Genomic DNA, 16,312 nt, shown 5'->3' with positions numbered 1-16,312 from the left:
GATGTCAGCTCAGCGCGCGCGTCTTGATGGCGGCGAACTCGTCCGGCGTGATGGTCCCTGCCGCGAGGAGCTTCGATGCCTTGTCGATCTCATCGCTGGGACTGGATCCGGCGACGCTGCGGATATAGGAGTCGGCCGCATGCTGCTGCTCCCGGTACGCCGAGACGCTGCGTTCGCCCATTCCCTTGCCGCGTGCGATGAGGTAGATCAGCGCCGTGAGGAAGGGGACGAAGATGAGGAAGATGATCCACACGGCCTTCCACCACCCGTTGAGGGTGTGGTCCCGGAACAGGTCGGCCACGATGTTGAAGAGCACCATCAGGTAGGAGATGAACACGAAGACCCAGAAGAACCACCAGATGATGTCCCAGAAGCTTTCCCAAATGGACACTTCGGACCCCTTTCGTTGAGTTACTGCGTACGGCGATAGTGACAGCGCGACCATGCCCGCGGGTAAGCCGCTCACCCCTAGCGGGCGACCCCGAATCGTCCGGCCCTGTGACGGTCACCACGAACGGGTGAGGCTGAGGCGTACTCCGAAGGGCCGCGCGCGTAGCGTGCACCCCGTGGACGCGAATCAGCATGATCAGCACACCGAGGGCGACGGCGGGCGGCGGCGCGCAGGGCTCCTGCGTGTGCTGCCCGCGAAACCACTGCTCTCCGGCTTCTCGGTCGCCGTCGGTGTCCTTCTCGCCATCGCGCTCGCGGCCACGATCGCGGGCATCTCGACGGTACTCATCTCGATCTTCCTCGGCATGTTCCTCGCGCTCGGCCTTGACCCGGCCGTCCGCGCCTTCGAACGCCGAGGCATGAGCAGAGCGGCGGGCGTCACGATCGTGGCGATCATCTTCCTGGGTGTGGTCGCGGTGATCCTCCTCGTCCTGGTGCCGGCGACGGTCCGCCAGATCGCCGCGGCGATCGAGGCCGCCCCCGAGACGATCGCCGCCGTTCAGCAGAGCGGGTGGTATCGGGACCTGGAGGCCGCTCTCGGTGTCGACCTCTCCGCCGTCGTGGCCGAGAGCATCCGCTCGCTGACATCGCTCTCCTCGTTCCTCGCGATCTCCGGAGGGGTTCTGAAAGCGGGATTCGGGGTCGTCGGCGCGATATCGAGTTTCGTGTTGGTCGTCGTTCTGACGCTCTACTTCGTCTCCTCCCTGCAGAGCATCAAAGGGGCGCTCACGAATCTCCTGCCCGGGTACCGACGGGCACGATTCGCCGGCGTCCTCGACGAGATCACGCAGTCCGTCGGGGGAGTGGTGGCCGGCGGCGTCACGCTGTCGGCGATCAACGCGAGCGTCGTTCTCGTGATCCAGCTGATCGTCGGCTCATCCATTCCCGCGGTCATGGCGATCGTCGCCTTCTTCGTCACGCTGGTACCGATGATCGGATCACTCGTGTTCCTCGTCATCGGCGGTATCGCGACGCTGCTCGTCAGCCCGACGGCCGCCCTGGTCTTCGTGGTCGCCTACCTGGTGTACATCCAGGTCGAGGCCTATGTCGTCACTCCGCGGATCATGGGAAAGGCAGCGGCGGTGCCCGGCGTTCTGGTGATCATCGGGGCGATGATCGGGGCCACCCTCCTGGGACTGCTGGGGGCTCTCGTCGCGATCCCGCTGACGGCCTCGATCCTGATCGTCATCCGGCAGGTGTGGATCCCGCGCCAGAATCGCCAGACCCTGCCCCCCGACGACGAGATGCTCACCCCGTAGGGGTGAGCGCGGGCATCACCCCGGGCGCCGCGATGCGAGCATGAGCGCACAGTCCCGGTACGTCGGCACCGTGAGAAAGGACAATCCATGAATGACTTCCGATTCGGCCCCGCCGAGTTCTACCTCGTCGGGTTCGAGGGCGAGCGTCCGGACCCGGCGACGTTCCGCGCGCTGACCGACCTCATCGACAGCGGGGTCGTGCGACTGCTCGACTTCGTCCTGCTGGCGAAGTCGGCTGCCGGTGAGGTCGAGATCGTCGAGCTCGATGCCGACGACGGTTCGCTGGGACTCGACGACTTCGCACCGATCGCTGCGGGCCTCGCCGGCGAAGAGGATGTCGAGGCTCTGGCGAGCGCCCTCGCTCCCGGGCAGTCCGCTGCCGTCGTCGTCCTCGAGCTCGCCTTCGCCCGCACTCTCGCGCAGAACCTCGCCGCCTCCGGTGGTCAGGTGCTCCGGAGCGAGCGCGTACCGGCCCCGGTCGTGAACGCCATGATGGACATCCTCGATCAGGAAGGTGAATGACATGCCCTTGAGAAGATTCGGTCGCCCCGGCCTGATCGGACTTGCCGCCAGGACCGCGGTGGTCGCAGGAACGGCTTCGGCTGTCGGCGGCGCGATGTCGCGGAATCAGCAGGAACGTGCGCAGGGTCAGTACGAGCAGCAGCAGTACGAGGCGGCGCAGCAACAGGCGCAGATCGATGCCGCTGCGCAGAACGCGGCAGCGCAGTACGCGGCCCCGTCGGCCCCGGCGAGCGCGCCGGCCGGAGGGGATGATCTGATCGCGAAGCTGCAGCAGCTGGCGTCCCTGAAAGACGCGGGCGTGCTCTCCGAGACGGAGTTCGCCGCGGCCAAGCAGAAGCTCCTGAGCTGAGGCCGACCGACTGCCGTCGGCGGAGGCACCTGATGCGGCATTTCGAGGAGGAGAGCGAATGAGCGAACTGGATGATCTGCGAGCCCGGGTAACGCTCCTCGAACAGGAGAACCAGACGCTCAAGAGCGAGACGCGTGAGAAGCCGCGTCGCCGACCGGTGGGCCGAAGCATCGTCGCCGGAATCGTGCTCGCCGTGGCGGTGCTGCTGGCACCGATCGCCGCGATGGGAACGTGGGCGCGCCTGCAACTTGTGGATGCCGATCGGTTCGTCGCGACGTTCGCGCCCCTGGCCGAGGATCCCGCCGTGCAGGACTTCGTCGCCGCTCAGGCGAGTGCCGCGATCCACGAGCAGGTCGACCTCACGGCTGTGGTCGGCGAGGTGTTCGATGGCCTGCGCGAGCTCGACCTCCCGCCGCGTGCGGCGTCGGCCCTCACCCTCCTGGAGGCGCCGGCGGCGAACGGACTGACGTCCCTCGTGGACGGGGTGATCCACGACGTCGTCGCCTCGGACCAGTTCGCCGACATCTGGGCGCAGTCGCTACGGTTCACCCATGAGCGCGCTGTCGCGATCATGCAGAACAGTCCGGACACCGCTCTGCAGCTCGCGGACGACGGGGTGCTGTCGATCGATCTCGGGCTCGTCGTCGACCGGGTCAAATCGGTGCTGACCGAGCGGGGGGTCGGCTTCGCCGATCTGATCCCGGAGATCGACCGGTCCATCCCGATCGCCCAGGCGGATGCTCTCGTGCTCGTGCGGAGCGTCTATCAGATCGCGGTCGCGGCGGGATTCTGGCTGCCCTGGGTCGTTCTCGGTCTCGTGGTCGCCGGCATCCTGATCGCCCGGAACCGCCCCCGAGCGCTCTTCTGGACCAGTGCCGCGTTCGCGGTCGCCTTCCTCCTGCTCTCCGCAGGGCTGGGCATCGGGAGAACGTTCTTCATCGGGGCCGTGAGTCCGTCGATCATGCCGTCGGCCGCTGCCCAGGCGCTGTTCGACGAGGTCACCACGCTGTTGAGCTCGACGATCGTGGCGCTGGCGATGGTCGGCGTGCTCGTGGCGGTGTGGGCGTGGCTCGCCGGCTCGAGCCGCAGCGCGGTGGCCACGCGAGGCATCCTGGAGAGCGGATTCTCCGGGGCGCGCAGCACCTGGGAGCGACGGGGATTGTCCACCGGGCGATTCGGGCTCGCGGTCGAACGGTTCCATGGTCCGATCGTGATCGTCGGGATGGCGCTGGCTCTGCTCATCCTGATCATGACACGACCGGTCTCGTTCGGGAGTGTGATCGGTGTGACGATCGGACTGCTCGTGTTCATGATCCTGGTCGAGCTGCTGCGGCGACCGACTGCGGCGTCTGAACCCCCTGACGCGCAGGCGGACGCCGAAACGGATGACGCCGTCGTCGAGACGGCGGACCCGGAAGCTCCGGTCGTGACCGCCGCGTCGTGAGCGGCTCATCCCCGCAGGTCACCCTGCGGGGATGAGCGGCGTATCGGCTTCCCCGTACGCGAAGGCGATACTCGGGACGGGCAGGCAAACCGGCAACCCGTGATCGAAGGAGAGAAGATGTCGGAATTCAATTCGGACTTCGCAGGGAAGATCTCGCTGGACGTGCGCGACTCGGTCCCGGACTGGTCGCCGTACGAACTGAAATCGGCGCCCGAGGGCGCGCCCAACGTCCTCGTCGTCCTCTATGACGACACCGGCATGGCGTCCTGGTCGCCCTACGGCGGCCGGATCAACATGCCGACGATGGACCGGCTCGCCAGGGACGGACTCACCTACACGCAGTGGCACACCACATCGCTGTGCTCGCCCACGCGATCGACCATGCTCACCGGGCGCAACCATCACGTCAACCGTGCCGGGGTCATCATGGAGGGCACGAACGGATTCCCCGGACTCGCGGGTCGGCTGCCGGCCGAGTGCGCGACGATCGGGCAGATCCTTCAGGAGAACGGGTACTCGACCTTCTGGGTCGGCAAGAACCACAACGTACCGGAAGAGGACAACGCCCCAGGGGGTCACCGCTCGATGTGGCCGCTGCAGCTCGGCTTCGACCGCTTCTACGGCTTCCTCGGCGGAGAGACGAACAACTGGTACCCCGACCTCGTCGAGGACAACCACTTCATCGAGGCGCCGGCGACTCCCGAAGAGGGATACCACCTCTCCAAGGACCTCGCCGATCAGGCGCTGAGCATGATCCGCAACCAGCAGGCATCGAACCCCTCCAAGCCCTGGTACATGTGGTTCTGTCCTGGCGCCAACCACGCTCCGCATCACGCGCCGCAGGAGTACATCGATAAGTACAAGGGCGCCTTCGACGACGGCTACGACGCCTATCGCGAATGGGTGCTCGCCCGCATGGTCGAGAAGGGTGTGGTGCCCGAGGGGACCGCGCTGACCCCGGTCAACCCGCTGCCGGAGGACGTCGCGAATCCCGCCGACTTCGTGCGCCCCTGGGACGAGCTGAGCGACGACGAGAAACGGCTGTTCGCGCGGTTCGCCGAAGTGTTCGCAGGCTTCTCCGAATACACCGACGCGCAGGTCGGCCGGGTCATCGACTATCTCGAGGAGACCGGTCAGCTCGACAACACGCTCGTCTTCTACTGCGCGGACAACGGTGCCTCGGGGGAGGGATCGCCCAACGGGTCGGTCAACGAGAACAAGTTCTTCAACGGCTACCCGGATGACCTCCAGGAGAACCTGGCGATGCTCGATCGACTGGGCTCGGCCGACACGTACAACCACTATCCGACCGGATGGGCCGTCGCGTTCTCGACGCCGTTCCAGATGTTCAAGCGCTACTCGCAGTACGCGGGCGGAACGTGCGACCCGATGGTGATCCACTGGCCGAAAGGCATCGCCGCCAAGGGTGAGATGCGCCACCAGTACCATCACTCCGTCGACGTGGTCGCGACGGTGCTCGACGTCGTCGGCGTCGAGATGCCCGAGACCTATCGCGGCGTGAAGCAGCAGCCGCTCAACGGTGTGTCGATGAAGTACAGCTTCGATGCCGCGCCCGACGCACCCACTCAGAAGAAGACCCAGTACTACGCGATGCTCGGCACCCGCGGCATCTGGAAGGACGGATGGAAGGCGGCGGCCGTGCATGCGCCGCTCACCGGACGCGGGAACTTCGAGGCGGACGTGTGGGAGCTGTACAACGTCGAGGAGGATCGCTCCGAGTCGAACGACCTCGCCGCGAGCCATCCTGAGAAGCTCCAGGAGCTGATCGACGCGTGGTTCGAGGAGGCGGATGCGAACTTCGTGCTCCCGTTGGACGACCGCTCGGCACGTGACCAGCTCACGGTCGAGCGCCCCCAAGCGGAGCCGCCGCGTGAGCGCTACATCTACTACCCGGGCTCGGCGGCGATCCCGGAGAGCGTGGCCGTGAACGTCCGTGGTCGGTCGTACAAGATCATCGCTGACGTGGTGCTCGACGAGGGCGCCCAGGGCGTGCTCTTCGCCCACGGCTCGCGCTTCGGGGGTCATTCGCTGTTCGTCAAGGACAACCGACTGACCTACGTCTACAATTTCCTCGGGATCCCGCCGGAGCAGAGTTTCACCTCCGAGGAGTTGACGCCGGGGCCGCACACGCTCGGTGTGGAGTTCATCCGCGAGTCGGCGGGTGAGCACGGCGAGTCGCTCGGCACGGCCACGCTGTACGTCGACGACCGCGCGGTGGCGTCCGGTCCCATGCGGGCGCAGATCGGCAAGTTCACCCTGTGCGGCGATGGACTGTGCGTCGGCTGGGACAGTGCGGATCCGGTGAGCAGTCAGTACAGCAACCCGTTCCCGTTCACCGGCGGCAAGCTGCTCGGTGTCGGGGTCGACGTGAGCGCGGAGCAGTATCGCGATCTCGAACTCGAGGCGGCGGCCATGCTCTCGCGAGAGTAGCCGCACGAAAGAAGGCCCGGAGAGTATCGCTCTCCGGGCCTTCTGCGTCGTCTCAGGCTCCGTCGACCTCGGACGATGCCGCGGGGAAGACGGTCGCCCAGTCATCCTTGACGCTCACGACGGTGTACCCGGCGCCCGCGGCGGATGCGAGGGCCTTCTCAGCGCCCGCATCGTAGGGCGCGTCGCCGCGGTCGGCGTCGTCGTGGTGGATCAGCATCGCGAACCCGGGGCGCGGGCCCTTGCGGGCGAAGTCGAGCATGGCCGTGTCACCGTTCGAATTCCCGCCGGCGAACAGCGGGCGCCGACCGATGCGGCTCCAGATCCGGATCGGCTTCTCGGGCCCGTCGTCGAAGAAGGCGAGGGAAGACGAGTACCGCACGGTGGCACCCGCGTCGTCCCAGCTGAGGCCGAAAGCGGAGCCCACCACGCGCTCGGGCGGGATGCCGTAGTTCGCCTGCGTCATCGGGCGCATGAAGTCGCGCTCGCCCCCCGACACGATGTAACAGGTGAAGCCGTGGTGCTCGAGGTAGCGGAGCAGCTCGATCATCGGCTGATACACCGCGTCGGCGTACGGGCGCTTCAGGAGCGGATGCTGAGCTGTGCGGTAGAACTCGGCGACGGAAGCGGCGTAGTCCTCCACGCTCATGCCGTCGGTGAGGCCGACGAGGGCCTGGATGATGGTCTTCAGGTCCGAGTCATCGCCTCCGTAGTGCTTGTCGATCGCTGTGCTCAGCCAGCCGAAGTCGCCGCTCACGGCCGCCAGATACGGCTGTCGCTCGGCGAGCTCCGGGTTGTGCTCTGCTGCGAGACGCCATTGCTCCACGACGTAATGCAGTTGCGTGGGCATCGGCTTCTCCGACCACAGCGTCCCGTCGTTGTCGAACACGGCGATGCGCTCTTCGACGGGCACCGCGTCCGGTCCCTCGGTGACGGAGGCGATGAACGCCTCGATGGCACTGCGCGTGGGGGTGTCGCGCCAGGAGGGAAGGGAGCTGTGATCGGTCATGTCGGGGTCCTCGCTTCTCGATGAGTGGGCGGCGATGGCCTCCAGAGTCCCATCCGCGGTCTCCTCGTGCAGCCCTCCGTCACCCGGTCGGGGCGATGCGGACGGCCCCGCACGCGCCGCCGCCGTCGGAGCAGAGTTACGGAGGGGTGGGCCTCCGCGGTGCCGTACTGAATCACCGTAGCGGCGAATCCGCAAGGGGGTCACGTGCGGAAATGACTCGACCCTAGTGTGAAAGTGCCGCCCCGGACCCGGTGGCGAGACGCATCCGGACGAGTCCAGGGAGTGAGCATGAAGACACTCGTCACCCAGGTCGGAAGCTATCTGACCGGCGACGCGACGGCCGATGCGGTGGTGCAGTACTGGCTGGCGTTGACCGAGGAGCGGCGGAACGATGTCGTCGAGATCCCCGTCGTCGGATCGGGTGGCGAGCGCGTGAACGTCCGTCTGGCGCTCGGAGCGATGCTCCCCATCGCCGTGGTCGAAGCAGACCTCGCACCGGAGATCGACGATGACGAGGGAGCGGCGAGAAGACTGCTCGCGCGGGCACGTACGCTGACGCCGAAGGCCGTGCCCGCCTTCGAGCCGGGGGAGGAGCCCGAGGGGCTGGCCGGGTTCGAGTCCTCGCTGGTGTGAAGCCGCCTGCCCGATGCGACTGCGTCACTGCCGCGCCCGTCGCCCGGTCGACTGCGCTGGATCCCGCCGGAAACGACGAGACCCCGCCTGGATCAGGCGGGGTCTCGTCGTGCTGCAGTTGATCTGATGTGGGTTGTACGCGGAAGGTGTTTCACCGCGTGATTCCGGGGGAGTTTGAGCGGCTATGCCGAGTCGATCCTCCACGGGCTGAGCGGTAATCCTCTATTTCCTCTATATCGCTGCGAGCGGGCATCCACGACTAATTCGTGCTGGCGTGCGTGTGAGTCAGGCGGGACCCGACCGGTGGGTAACGCGAGCGACCCGTGCAGCGAGGGTTTCGGTGGCATGCCGGTACGTCATCATCGAGGCGAGGAGTGCGTTTGTCGTGTGTGCGAGGTTCATAGATGCGACGACATAGAGGGTGCCGTCCTCGTTGTCGACGGTGTCGCCGTGCTTGCTCGTGCTCATCATGCGTAGGGGGGAGGGATGGGTGAGGCCGGAAATGAGTCGCCAGACGGCGGAGGCATACTTGCCGTTCAGGTCCGGGTAGTCGGTCGCTTGCTCGACAATGACACTGTGCCCGGGCGCGCCGCCGACGTAGTCGTCGACGCTGATGCCTTCAGTTTCGGCGATCTTCGCCATCTGGTGCAGGTGGCGCTTCCGGCGAGCAACTCCGCCGCGGATCGCGGCTTGCGAGGCTGACCTTCCTTGGGGCGTGCTCAGGTCAGCGAGCTTCGCCGCGGCCTTGATGAGGGTCAAGTCGTAGTCGATGTCGGTTGTGCGGAGCTGGAGGAGCCGGATGATGCGGTCGCGTTGAATGTCGGGTCGGAGCAGCCATAACGCCGTGGAGGCGGACTCGAGAGCGGCACGCAGTAGAGGGAAGTGCGCGGTGACGCGGTGCTCGAGCTGTGCTCCGTCTGGAAGGAGCAGCTGCTTGGTGGCGGCCAGGTTGTCGGTGGCCATCGACATGCACGACGCGACGAAGTGGCTCAGGTGGAGCCAGCTCGTGCGTCGGTCGTCGTCACCGAGCTCCGAGGTGGGCTTCGCTCGAAGTTGAGCGATGGTCGCGTAGCGCGCAAGGATCGAGTCGATTTGACGCAGCCGGTCGGTTAAGACGCGCGACGCATCGAGTTCGTCGGGCTCAGTGACCGGAACGCGGATAAGGCCCCGCTCAGGCCACGGGGGATGCGCCATGGCTCGACCATATCGGCGCAACGCCTCCGAGCATCGAACGGCGTCAGCAGCCTCAGTTGCGTGTCGAGAGGATGGAGAAGGCGTATATCCGGTAATCGCGCGGTGGATGCAGCTGACGTTCGCCAAGGAGCTACGCCTTGCCGCCATCGACTCCGTAGCGCGTAGCGCTACTGGCTCACCGCGCGAGGGGCGTCACGCCCGCCAGGAATCTGGAGGGCGATCTCAGGTCGCCGCGTCGCGCAAGGTCGTCAGGCCTCGGATGGGGGTTCCGCCTGCCGGTGCAAGTAGTCCAGGAAGGACTCTTGAGTAGTCCGTTCGGTTGCAGGCGGGTCCGACCGACGTTGCAACCGGATCGAGCCGTCAGCACGCGCCTCCTCGACGGAATGTCGTCGACCATCCATAGTGTTGCCGGGAGGTGATCGGTTGTCGGTCGCATGAGTTCAGAATAGAACATAGCTTCGAAGGTTGCTACCCTGAATGCAGGCCGGAGAAGGGAGCCGGCATGGGGTCCAGCAAGCGTCTCGCTGCTCACTACGACATGCGCTCCCAGCACCAGGCGATCCTCGCCGCAGCTCGATCCGGCCCCCTCCAATCCCTTACGGACCGCGAACTCCGCCTTCGAGAACAGCCGGTCACGATCTACCCCCAGCCGTACCGTGCGGTCCGGGCGTGGGTGCGCTTCGGCCCGGAAGCCATCCGCGTGGACGCCAAGCTCGCCCGCTCCACGCCATCGGCCGCAGGTATCGAGTTCCGTGCCGGCGACACCACGTTTCGATGCTGGGTCTGGGGTAATGCAGTTGAAGTGGGTGGAGCGTTCGACGATTCGTCATGAAGTTGAGACGGAGTATAGGGCTATCGGCGGACGCTACGCTCGGCTCGAGATCACGCGTGATGCGTGAGCACGAGGATTTCATTCTCACGGTCGCGGGTGCTAGCCCGTCGAACAAGATCGCCAGGGCGAAGGAACTGCCCTTTGCCTCGGCTGGACGTACGAAAGGCCGGGAACGCGACAGTAGCGTCGCTATTCCCGGCCTTCTCACGCATGGAAGCGTGGGTCAGCGTCGGCGCTCAGCGCACCTTGGTCCAGGTGCCGTGCAGCTGCACGAATTCTCCACCGACGACGGATGAGGCCATGCAAGTTCCGTTCGTGTAGTCCTCGATGTGGGTGACGTGGTCGAGGGAATCGGGTTCGGTCCACCGCACCACGTAGAGGCCGTCGCGGACCTGGGTGGTGGTGTACTCCATCGTCTCGGTGCGACCCTTGATGGCGCCTCCGGTCGCGAGGAACGACACGCGGGTTTCAGTTTCGAAGGCGATCTCAACGGTGAAGTGTCCGAGCGGGGTGTCGGGGCCGAGGTCGGCGAGCCAGGTCTCTCCGACGCTGGGCAGGATTGCAGTGTTGTCCATCATTTTTCTTTCGTTGTTCTTTGGGGTTCAGTTCGCGCGCGTGACGTTGATGTTGAAGTCGAACGTCCCGAACGCGTTGTACAGGGTGAAGAACAGGCGGGCGTACATTTCCACGCCGCGGGCTCCGGTGATGTCGCCCAGGTCGATGATGGACTCGGTCGGCCATCCGAATTCGCCGAGGAGTCCCTCGACGACGTGCTTGGCGTCGGAGTCGTCGCCGGCGACGAAGATGCTGTGCGGGCCCGGTACTCGGGTGGGGTCGATCATCACCTGGTAGTACACCGACGTCAGCGACTTCACGACTCGAGTGTCCGGGAAGGCACGCTGGATCTGCTCGCCCAGGCTGTCAGTATTGGAGACGGTGAGGGTCGGCGGGAATCCCTTCGAGAGGTCGAGGGGGAGCGCGAGATCGAGCAGGACCTTGTCGGCCAACGGGGCGGCACCGACGCCTTCGAGCGCCGCGAGGGCGTTCTGTCCGTTCGAGGCGTTGATGACGACCTCACCGTGCTCACCCGCGTCGGGGAGGGGGAGGAGACGCACCTGGGGGTTGCCCTGCTGCCACTGGGCATATGGCGGTGTGCCCATCCCGTCGGCCGTGGTCCGGGCGAGAGTGTCGTCGACATCGCGGGTGCCGATGGCGACGTCGTGGCCGAGGCCGGCGAGGCGCGCGGCGAGGCCGCGTCCGACCATCCCTGTGCCGATGATGGCGATCTTCATAGGTGTCTCGTTTCTGTGACTCACGCGGTTGCGCGGGGTGTGATCTCGATGGTCGCCGCCTGGGGGCCGGCGGCGACCATCGGTGGCAGGTAGCTGCTGCCGTCGTACTTGCGGCGGTATGCAGTGTCGATCTGACCTTCGAGCGCACTGTCTGCGGGCGCGAACGTCACTTCGAACGTGTCGCCTGCTGCGGTGATCCGGCCGCCGCGCTGCGCAATCGCCGACTGGTACCACCGGGAACGCGTGCCGTTCCAGGCGCGGACGAACAGCCGACCGTCGACGACGACGGACCAGATCCAGGTGGGCGTGCCGTAGGTAGATCCGTCTGCACGGAACGGGGCGATATGCAGGTCGTCTGTAGCCGCGATGCGGGTGATGCCAGGAGTAGACCAGGCGGTCATTAGCTCGTTCCTTTCGTCGCCGCTCACGTGTGGGCGGCGCAAGTGCAGCACGTCCCACGTGGGCGGGTGATTCCATGCTCCGTCCGAAGATCAGCTCGTGGCAGTCCCTGACAGGGAACCCCACCGCCGGAACACGGGACGTAGCCTCTCTGTATGCAGATCGAGCATGAGATCAAGGACTTCCTGATGACCCGCCGGGCACGGATCACCCCGGAGATGGCAGGACTGCCGTTTGCGGGTGGGAGCGACAGGCGCGTAGCGGGCCTGCGCCGCGAGGAAGTCGCGATGCTCGCAGGACTCAGCGTGGAGTACTACACGAGGATGGAACGGGGAAGGATCGGCGGTGCCTCGGAGAGCGTCCTTGACGCGGTAGCGCGCGCACTGCAATTGGATGCCGACGAACGCGCGCACTTGAACGACCTCGCCCGCAACGTCGCGCCGAGTCCGCGCCGAAGGTCATCCGCGAAGGCATCGCCCATCTCGTCGTCGGTGCAACAGGTGCTGGACTCCATGACAGTCCCTGCGGTGGTGCAGAACGAGCGACTAGACATTCTCGCCGCCAACGGCCTCGGCCGCGCGCTCTACAGTGCTTTGCTCGACGGTAGTCAGCGCCCGAACTTCGCTCTGTTCGCATTCCTGGACAGCCGTGCAGCGGACTTCTACACGAACCTCGACGATGCGAGAGATCTCTGCGTCGCCGTTCTTCGCGCGACCGCCGGACGCGACCCATTGGACCAGCAGACCACCCAGCTGGTCGGCGAGCTGTCGACCCGTAGCGCTGACTTCCGTCAGCGATGGGCGAAGCACAACGTGCACCGGCACATGCGTGGCCGAAAGGTCATCAATCACCCCGTTGCCGGGCTGCTGGATGTCACCTATAACGACTTCGCTCTACGTGGTGACCCCCACCTCTCCATCACCACGTACACCGCCGACCCGGGTACGCCCTCGGCCGACAACCTCACGCTGCTCGCCACCTGGGTCGACACCCAGAGCGAGGTGGCCCTGGCGGCACCGAAGGAGATCCCGTCGCGCCCATGACGCCGCTGGTAGCTGCTCCGCCCGGGTCGCGTCTCGTCCGCGTTTACGCGGGAGGAGTGGTGCGTACCGAGCTCTCGGCAGCCCAGGAGGCGAGAAGGGCCAAGCGCTCCGCCGACGGCGAGCCCGGTTCCGCAGAGTAGATCAGCATGACCTGCCCGGGTTCCGCGGTGAGAGCGAGTTCCTCGTAGACCAGGGTGAGCTCGCCCACCACCGGGTGCTGGAAGCGCTTGATGCCCGAACCGTGCGTGCGGACGTTGTGCGCCGCCCAGAGCGTCCGGAAGACGTCGCTACGAGTCGAGAGCTCCCCGACGAGGTCCTGGATGCCCTTGTCATGCGGGTCTCGTCCTGCCTCGGCGCGGATGACCGCGACGCACATCTCGGCGAACAGCTCCCAGTCGGGATAGAAGTCGTGGGCCGCGGGGTCGAGGAACTGGAACCGAGCGAGGTTGGGCACCCGCCCGCCGTCGCCGATGACCGGGGAGTAGAACGCGCGTCCGAGCGCGTTGGTCGCGATGAGGTTCTGTCGCTGGTCGCGAACGAACGCGACGGCGTCGGTGATGGAGTCCAGCGCCCATTGCAGGCTCGGGCGCGGCGCGGAGGTCTTCACGGCTCGACGGCGGTTGCGGCCGGAAGACGGTATGCCGTCAGCGGCCCGAGCCAGGTCGAGCAGATGGGAATGCTCGGCGTCGGTGAGCTGCAGAGCACGGGAGACGGCGTCCAACACGGACGCGGATGCTCCGGCGATGGCTCCGCGCTCGAGTTTGCTGTAGTACTCCACGGAGACACCGGCGAGCATGGCGACCTCGCTGCGACGCAGTCCTGCCACTCTCCGGTTCGTTCCTGCAGGAAGGCCCGCAGACTCCGTGGTCAGGTGCGCGCGGCGCGTCATCAGGAACTCGCGAACCTCTGCTCGATTGTCCATGGGATCAGCGTACGGTTCCTGCCCCGCGGGAGGGATGCCCTGAGAGTGCACCCCTCACGCCGCCATTCATCCGGCGAGTGTCACGCCTGCGGTCTCTGCGAGCGCGGCGAGCAGGTGCTCGTGGAAGATCGAGTCCGCCGCTGCGGCAGCGGGCCGCTGGGTGCTCAGATGGTGCCAGTACCCGCCGGTGCGCGGCGTGATCGACTCGGCGGTCGACAGGTGCACCTGGGTGAGGTGCCCTTCGCGAAGGTCGTCCGGCGCCCCGGAACCGCCCATCCTCGTTGGCACCCATCCGGGGTCCACCGCATGGACGAGGGTGTCTGGCCAACGAGTCGCGAGAGCGAGGGCCATGGCCGTCACCCAGAGCTTGCTGTCGCTGTACGATCCGGAACCGCTCCGCAAGCCCGTAAGGTCGGTGCCTCCACCGCGATGCATGGAACTGCTCAGGTAGATGAGCCGTTCAGGACGATGCATCGACGCGGTAAGAACGTAGGGTGCGAGGGTGTTGACCCGCACAGCGTCCGGCGAATGCAGCGCCCCGGCATTGTGCACGACGGCGTCGAACCGACCGAACGCGTCAGCTTCTCGGGCAAGCTGCTTCACAGCGTCGACGACGGTGAGGTCCCCGGTGAGGGTTCCCCGCCACCCGCCGCGAGGCACGCGAGAGAGTGTGCGCGCGTGCACGACGACATCATGCCCGTCGCCAGCGAGGGCCCGCGCGGTGGCGAGGCCGAGACCGGTGGACGCCCCGGTCACCAGGATCAGCGACATCTCAGGCCTCGTCGCTCAGCGACGTGATGCGGATGCTGGTGCCATCCGGCAGTGCCTGGATCTCCTCGACCGGCAGATCGAGTGTCCCCATTCTCACGAGTCCTGACCACTGGCCGACGTGGCCGTAATAGAGCACGATGCCCCGTGTCGGCGCGTAGTATCCGATCTCGCCCGGATGCGGGGAGTCTGCATCCGGGACACCTGTGACGCTCAGGGGTGAATCCAGGGTGGCGACCTTCTCGACGCCGTTGAAGTCCGAGAACGTCAGCGTGACGGGCAGCTGCGACACGAACTCGGCCGCCACAGGGTGCGGGAAGAGCTCCGCGCTGAAATCTGGACCGGCAGCGGCGGACAGTCGTACTCTCATCGGTTGATACTCCTCAGGTGGTCCGAGCTTCTCATTCTGCAAGCGCTATGTCACGCGAAGGGTTCCCTGTCAGTACACCTCTCGCCAGGGACTCCCGACGATGCGCCGCCCGGAGAACACTGGTGTGCATGACGTCCTCCGCCACGCAACCGAAGATGAGTCGGATGCTGCCTGCGCTCTTGCTGGTGCTGACCGTGTTCGGTCCGATCTCCATGGACCTGTACCTGCCCGCGCTTCCGGCGCTCACGCAGCAGTTGGGTGCGGCGACGTCCGTCGCGCAGCTCACTGTCACCGCGTGCCTCATCGGGCTCGCTGCGGGCCAGCTGCTCGCCGGGCCGCTGTCCGACCGGTACGGCCGACGGATCGTCCTCGTGATCGGGATCGTCGCCTACGTGGCGACGTCGCTGCTGTGCGCGTTCAGCCCGACGGTCGAGACACTCATCGCCGCCCGCTTCGTGCAGGGGCTCGCCGGCGGAGTGGGGATCGTCATCGCGAACGCGGCCGGCCGCGACGTCTATGCCGGCTCGCAGCTGATCCGGTTCTACGCACGACTGACCGTCGTGGGCGGCCTCGCGGCCATCGTCGGTCCGCTGCTGGGCGGAGTTCTGACGACGTTCACCGATTGGCGCGGTCTGTTCGTGTTCCTCGCCGTCGCGGGAGCTGCGATCCTCGCGTTCGTTCTCTTCGTGTTCGGGGAGACGCTTCCACGTGACCAGCGCACCTCCGGTGGGTTCGGTCACACCCTCCGCGACTTCGGAACGCTGTTGCGGGACCGCGCGTTCCTCGGAGCGGTACTCAACCAGGGGTTCCTCTACGCCGCATTGTTCGCCTACCTCTCCGGTGCCACCTTCGTCCTGCAGGACATCTACGGGCTCTCCCCGCAGTGGTACGCCGCCGCGTTCGGTCTGAACTCCGCCGGTTTCATGGTGTTCGGTCACTTCGCAGGGCAAGCGGCAGAGAAATGGAGCGTGGGCGGCACGCTCGCCGTCGGCGTGGCCGTGACCGCGGCCGGAGCTCTCGGGCTGCTTCTCGCCGGTGTGGTGGCCGTCCCCCTCTGGGTCGTCGTCCTCTCCCTGTTCACGCTGGCCAGCGGCGTAGCCATCGCCTCCCCGCCCGCGACCGCCATCGCACTCAGCGGATATCCGCAGATGGCCGGTACCGCGGCCTCTCTCCTCGGAATGGCTCGCTTCGGCTTCGGTGGTATCGCGGCACCCTTCGTCGGCGTCGCCGGAGCGCTCAGCATCCTGCCACTCGGCGTCGTCACCACCACCTCGGCCGTGCTCGCCGCCCTCGCATGCCTACTCGTCGTCCGGCCGCGTCATCACGCGCCCGAACCTGCCGTGACCACGGCATCCGCAACCATCCACTGACCCCCAGA

The 16,312-nt window shown here is 66.5% G+C and carries 18 protein-coding genes; 9 read left to right on the top strand and 9 right to left on the bottom strand.

The features are described 5' to 3' along the window. Nucleotides 1–4: 4 nt before the first annotated feature. Complete coding sequence (locus tag DW298_RS15465) at nucleotides 5–391, bottom strand: SHOCT domain-containing protein (protein ID WP_136043362.1); 387 nt, start codon at nucleotides 389–391, stop codon at nucleotides 5–7. A 175-nt stretch (nucleotides 392–566) separates the two neighbouring features. On the opposite strand from DW298_RS15465, the gene DW298_RS15460 reads away from it, so the two are divergent. From DW298_RS15460 to DW298_RS15440, 5 genes are all read left to right on the top strand, one after another. After that, nucleotides 567–1,709, top strand: coding sequence for an AI-2E family transporter (locus DW298_RS15460; protein ID WP_168429510.1), 1,143 nt, complete (start codon nucleotides 567–569; stop codon nucleotides 1,707–1,709). 87 nt (nucleotides 1,710–1,796) lie between these two features. Continuing rightward, nucleotides 1,797–2,231: a DUF6325 family protein gene (locus DW298_RS15455; protein WP_136043360.1), complete on the top strand. Its 435-nt coding sequence runs from the start codon at nucleotides 1,797–1,799 to the stop codon at nucleotides 2,229–2,231. Between the two features lies 1 nt (nucleotide 2,232). Further along, the gene (locus tag DW298_RS15450) at nucleotides 2,233–2,580 is read left to right on the top strand and encodes an SHOCT domain-containing protein (protein WP_136043359.1); all 348 of its coding nucleotides are present in this window, start codon (nucleotides 2,233–2,235) and stop codon (nucleotides 2,578–2,580) included. 58 nt (nucleotides 2,581–2,638) lie between these two features. Beyond that, entirely contained in the window at nucleotides 2,639–4,024 is a 1,386-nt protein-coding gene (locus tag DW298_RS15445) for a hypothetical protein (protein ID WP_136043358.1), read from the top strand. Nucleotides 4,025–4,141: 117 nt separating this feature from the next. Further along, complete coding sequence (locus DW298_RS15440) at nucleotides 4,142–6,475, top strand: arylsulfatase (protein ID WP_136043357.1); 2,334 nt, start codon at nucleotides 4,142–4,144, stop codon at nucleotides 6,473–6,475. Nucleotides 6,476–6,527: 52 nt separating this feature from the next. Here DW298_RS15440 and DW298_RS15435 read toward each other — a convergent pair whose 3' ends face one another. Beyond that, nucleotides 6,528–7,481: an HAD family hydrolase gene (locus DW298_RS15435; protein ID WP_136043356.1), complete on the bottom strand. Its 954-nt coding sequence runs from the start codon at nucleotides 7,479–7,481 to the stop codon at nucleotides 6,528–6,530. Nucleotides 7,482–7,769: 288 nt separating this feature from the next. On the opposite strand from DW298_RS15435, the gene DW298_RS15430 reads away from it, so the two are divergent. Then, complete coding sequence (locus DW298_RS15430) at nucleotides 7,770–8,114, top strand: hypothetical protein (protein WP_136043355.1); 345 nt, start codon at nucleotides 7,770–7,772, stop codon at nucleotides 8,112–8,114. Nucleotides 8,115–8,399: 285 nt separating this feature from the next. Here DW298_RS15430 and DW298_RS15425 read toward each other — a convergent pair whose 3' ends face one another. Continuing rightward, the gene (locus DW298_RS15425; protein ID WP_136043354.1) at nucleotides 8,400–9,434 is read right to left on the bottom strand and encodes a hypothetical protein; all 1,035 of its coding nucleotides are present in this window, start codon (nucleotides 9,432–9,434) and stop codon (nucleotides 8,400–8,402) included. 376 nt (nucleotides 9,435–9,810) lie between these two features. On the opposite strand from DW298_RS15425, the gene DW298_RS15420 reads away from it, so the two are divergent. Beyond that, nucleotides 9,811–10,140, top strand: coding sequence for a hypothetical protein (locus tag DW298_RS15420; protein WP_240745155.1), 330 nt, complete (start codon nucleotides 9,811–9,813; stop codon nucleotides 10,138–10,140). 236 nt (nucleotides 10,141–10,376) lie between these two features. Here the strand turns inward: DW298_RS15420 and DW298_RS15415 are convergent, their stop codons facing one another. Genes DW298_RS15415 through DW298_RS15405 form a run of 3 tightly spaced genes read right to left on the bottom strand, consistent with a single transcriptional unit; the run spans nucleotide 10,377 to nucleotide 11,833 of the window. Further along, on the bottom strand, nucleotides 10,377–10,715 hold the full coding sequence (locus DW298_RS15415) for a hypothetical protein (protein WP_136043353.1): 339 nt from the start codon (nucleotides 10,713–10,715) through the stop codon (nucleotides 10,377–10,379). A 27-nt stretch (nucleotides 10,716–10,742) separates the two neighbouring features. Continuing rightward, the gene (locus tag DW298_RS15410) at nucleotides 10,743–11,432 is read right to left on the bottom strand and encodes an NAD(P)-binding domain-containing protein (RefSeq protein ID WP_136043352.1); all 690 of its coding nucleotides are present in this window, start codon (nucleotides 11,430–11,432) and stop codon (nucleotides 10,743–10,745) included. A 20-nt stretch (nucleotides 11,433–11,452) separates the two neighbouring features. After that, the gene (locus DW298_RS15405; RefSeq protein ID WP_136043351.1) at nucleotides 11,453–11,833 is read right to left on the bottom strand and encodes a DUF2255 family protein; all 381 of its coding nucleotides are present in this window, start codon (nucleotides 11,831–11,833) and stop codon (nucleotides 11,453–11,455) included. Nucleotides 11,834–11,986: 153 nt separating this feature from the next. Between DW298_RS15405 and DW298_RS15400 the strand changes: the two genes are divergently transcribed. Next, nucleotides 11,987–12,874: a helix-turn-helix transcriptional regulator gene (locus DW298_RS15400; RefSeq protein WP_136043350.1), complete on the top strand. Its 888-nt coding sequence runs from the start codon at nucleotides 11,987–11,989 to the stop codon at nucleotides 12,872–12,874. Between the two features lie 43 nt (nucleotides 12,875–12,917). Here DW298_RS15400 and DW298_RS15395 read toward each other — a convergent pair whose 3' ends face one another. From DW298_RS15395 to DW298_RS15385, 3 genes are all read right to left on the bottom strand, one after another. Beyond that, entirely contained in the window at nucleotides 12,918–13,796 is an 879-nt protein-coding gene (locus tag DW298_RS15395; RefSeq protein WP_136043349.1) for a helix-turn-helix transcriptional regulator, read from the bottom strand. A 66-nt stretch (nucleotides 13,797–13,862) separates the two neighbouring features. Continuing rightward, nucleotides 13,863–14,567 (bottom strand): SDR family NAD(P)-dependent oxidoreductase, encoded by a 705-nt coding sequence (locus DW298_RS15390; protein ID WP_136043348.1) that lies wholly within the window; start codon nucleotides 14,565–14,567, stop codon nucleotides 13,863–13,865. Nucleotide 14,568: 1 nt separating this feature from the next. Further along, a complete protein-coding gene (locus DW298_RS15385; RefSeq protein WP_136043347.1) occupies nucleotides 14,569–14,934 on the bottom strand; it encodes a cyclophilin-like fold protein in 366 nt (121 codons plus the stop codon). 128 nt (nucleotides 14,935–15,062) lie between these two features. Here DW298_RS15385 and DW298_RS15380 point away from each other — a divergent pair, with 128 nt between their 5' ends. Further along, nucleotides 15,063–16,304, top strand: a complete 1,242-nt coding sequence (locus tag DW298_RS15380; protein ID WP_136043346.1) for a multidrug effflux MFS transporter — start codon at nucleotides 15,063–15,065, stop codon at nucleotides 16,302–16,304. Nucleotides 16,305–16,312 lie beyond the last annotated feature (8 nt).

The organism is Microbacterium sp. A20, assembly GCF_004794515.1.
GTDB lineage: Bacteria > Actinomycetota > Actinomycetes > Actinomycetales > Microbacteriaceae > Microbacterium.
Note: the sequence above shows the minus strand (reverse complement) of the source record. Positions and strands in the feature narration are given on the sequence as shown.

Excerpts from the sequence above, each read along its gene's own strand:
- DW298_RS15400 (WP_136043350.1), top strand. The coding sequence starts at position 11,987 with ATGCAGATCGAGCATGAGATCAAGGACTTCCTGATGACCCGCCGGGCA.
- DW298_RS15450 (WP_136043359.1), top strand. The coding sequence starts at position 2,233 with ATGCCCTTGAGAAGATTCGGTCGCCCCGGCCTGATCGGACTTGCCGCC.
- DW298_RS15410 (WP_136043352.1), bottom strand. The coding sequence starts at position 11,432 with ATGAAGATCGCCATCATCGGCACAGGGATGGTCGGACGCGGCCTCGCC.
- DW298_RS15440 (WP_136043357.1), top strand. The coding sequence starts at position 4,142 with ATGTCGGAATTCAATTCGGACTTCGCAGGGAAGATCTCGCTGGACGTG.
- DW298_RS15455 (WP_136043360.1), top strand. The coding sequence starts at position 1,797 with ATGAATGACTTCCGATTCGGCCCCGCCGAGTTCTACCTCGTCGGGTTC.
- DW298_RS15395 (WP_136043349.1), bottom strand. The coding sequence starts at position 13,796 with ATGGACAATCGAGCAGAGGTTCGCGAGTTCCTGATGACGCGCCGCGCG.
- DW298_RS15430 (WP_136043355.1), top strand. The coding sequence starts at position 7,770 with ATGAAGACACTCGTCACCCAGGTCGGAAGCTATCTGACCGGCGACGCG.
- DW298_RS15435 (WP_136043356.1), bottom strand. The coding sequence starts at position 7,481 with ATGACCGATCACAGCTCCCTTCCCTCCTGGCGCGACACCCCCACGCGC.
- DW298_RS15385 (WP_136043347.1), bottom strand. The coding sequence starts at position 14,934 with ATGAGAGTACGACTGTCCGCCGCTGCCGGTCCAGATTTCAGCGCGGAG.
- DW298_RS15445 (WP_136043358.1), top strand. The coding sequence starts at position 2,639 with ATGAGCGAACTGGATGATCTGCGAGCCCGGGTAACGCTCCTCGAACAG.
- DW298_RS15380 (WP_136043346.1), top strand. The coding sequence starts at position 15,063 with ATGACGTCCTCCGCCACGCAACCGAAGATGAGTCGGATGCTGCCTGCG.
- DW298_RS15420 (WP_240745155.1), top strand. The coding sequence starts at position 9,811 with ATGGGGTCCAGCAAGCGTCTCGCTGCTCACTACGACATGCGCTCCCAG.
- DW298_RS15390 (WP_136043348.1), bottom strand. The coding sequence starts at position 14,567 with ATGTCGCTGATCCTGGTGACCGGGGCGTCCACCGGTCTCGGCCTCGCC.
- DW298_RS15415 (WP_136043353.1), bottom strand. The coding sequence starts at position 10,715 with ATGGACAACACTGCAATCCTGCCCAGCGTCGGAGAGACCTGGCTCGCC.
- DW298_RS15405 (WP_136043351.1), bottom strand. The coding sequence starts at position 11,833 with ATGACCGCCTGGTCTACTCCTGGCATCACCCGCATCGCGGCTACAGAC.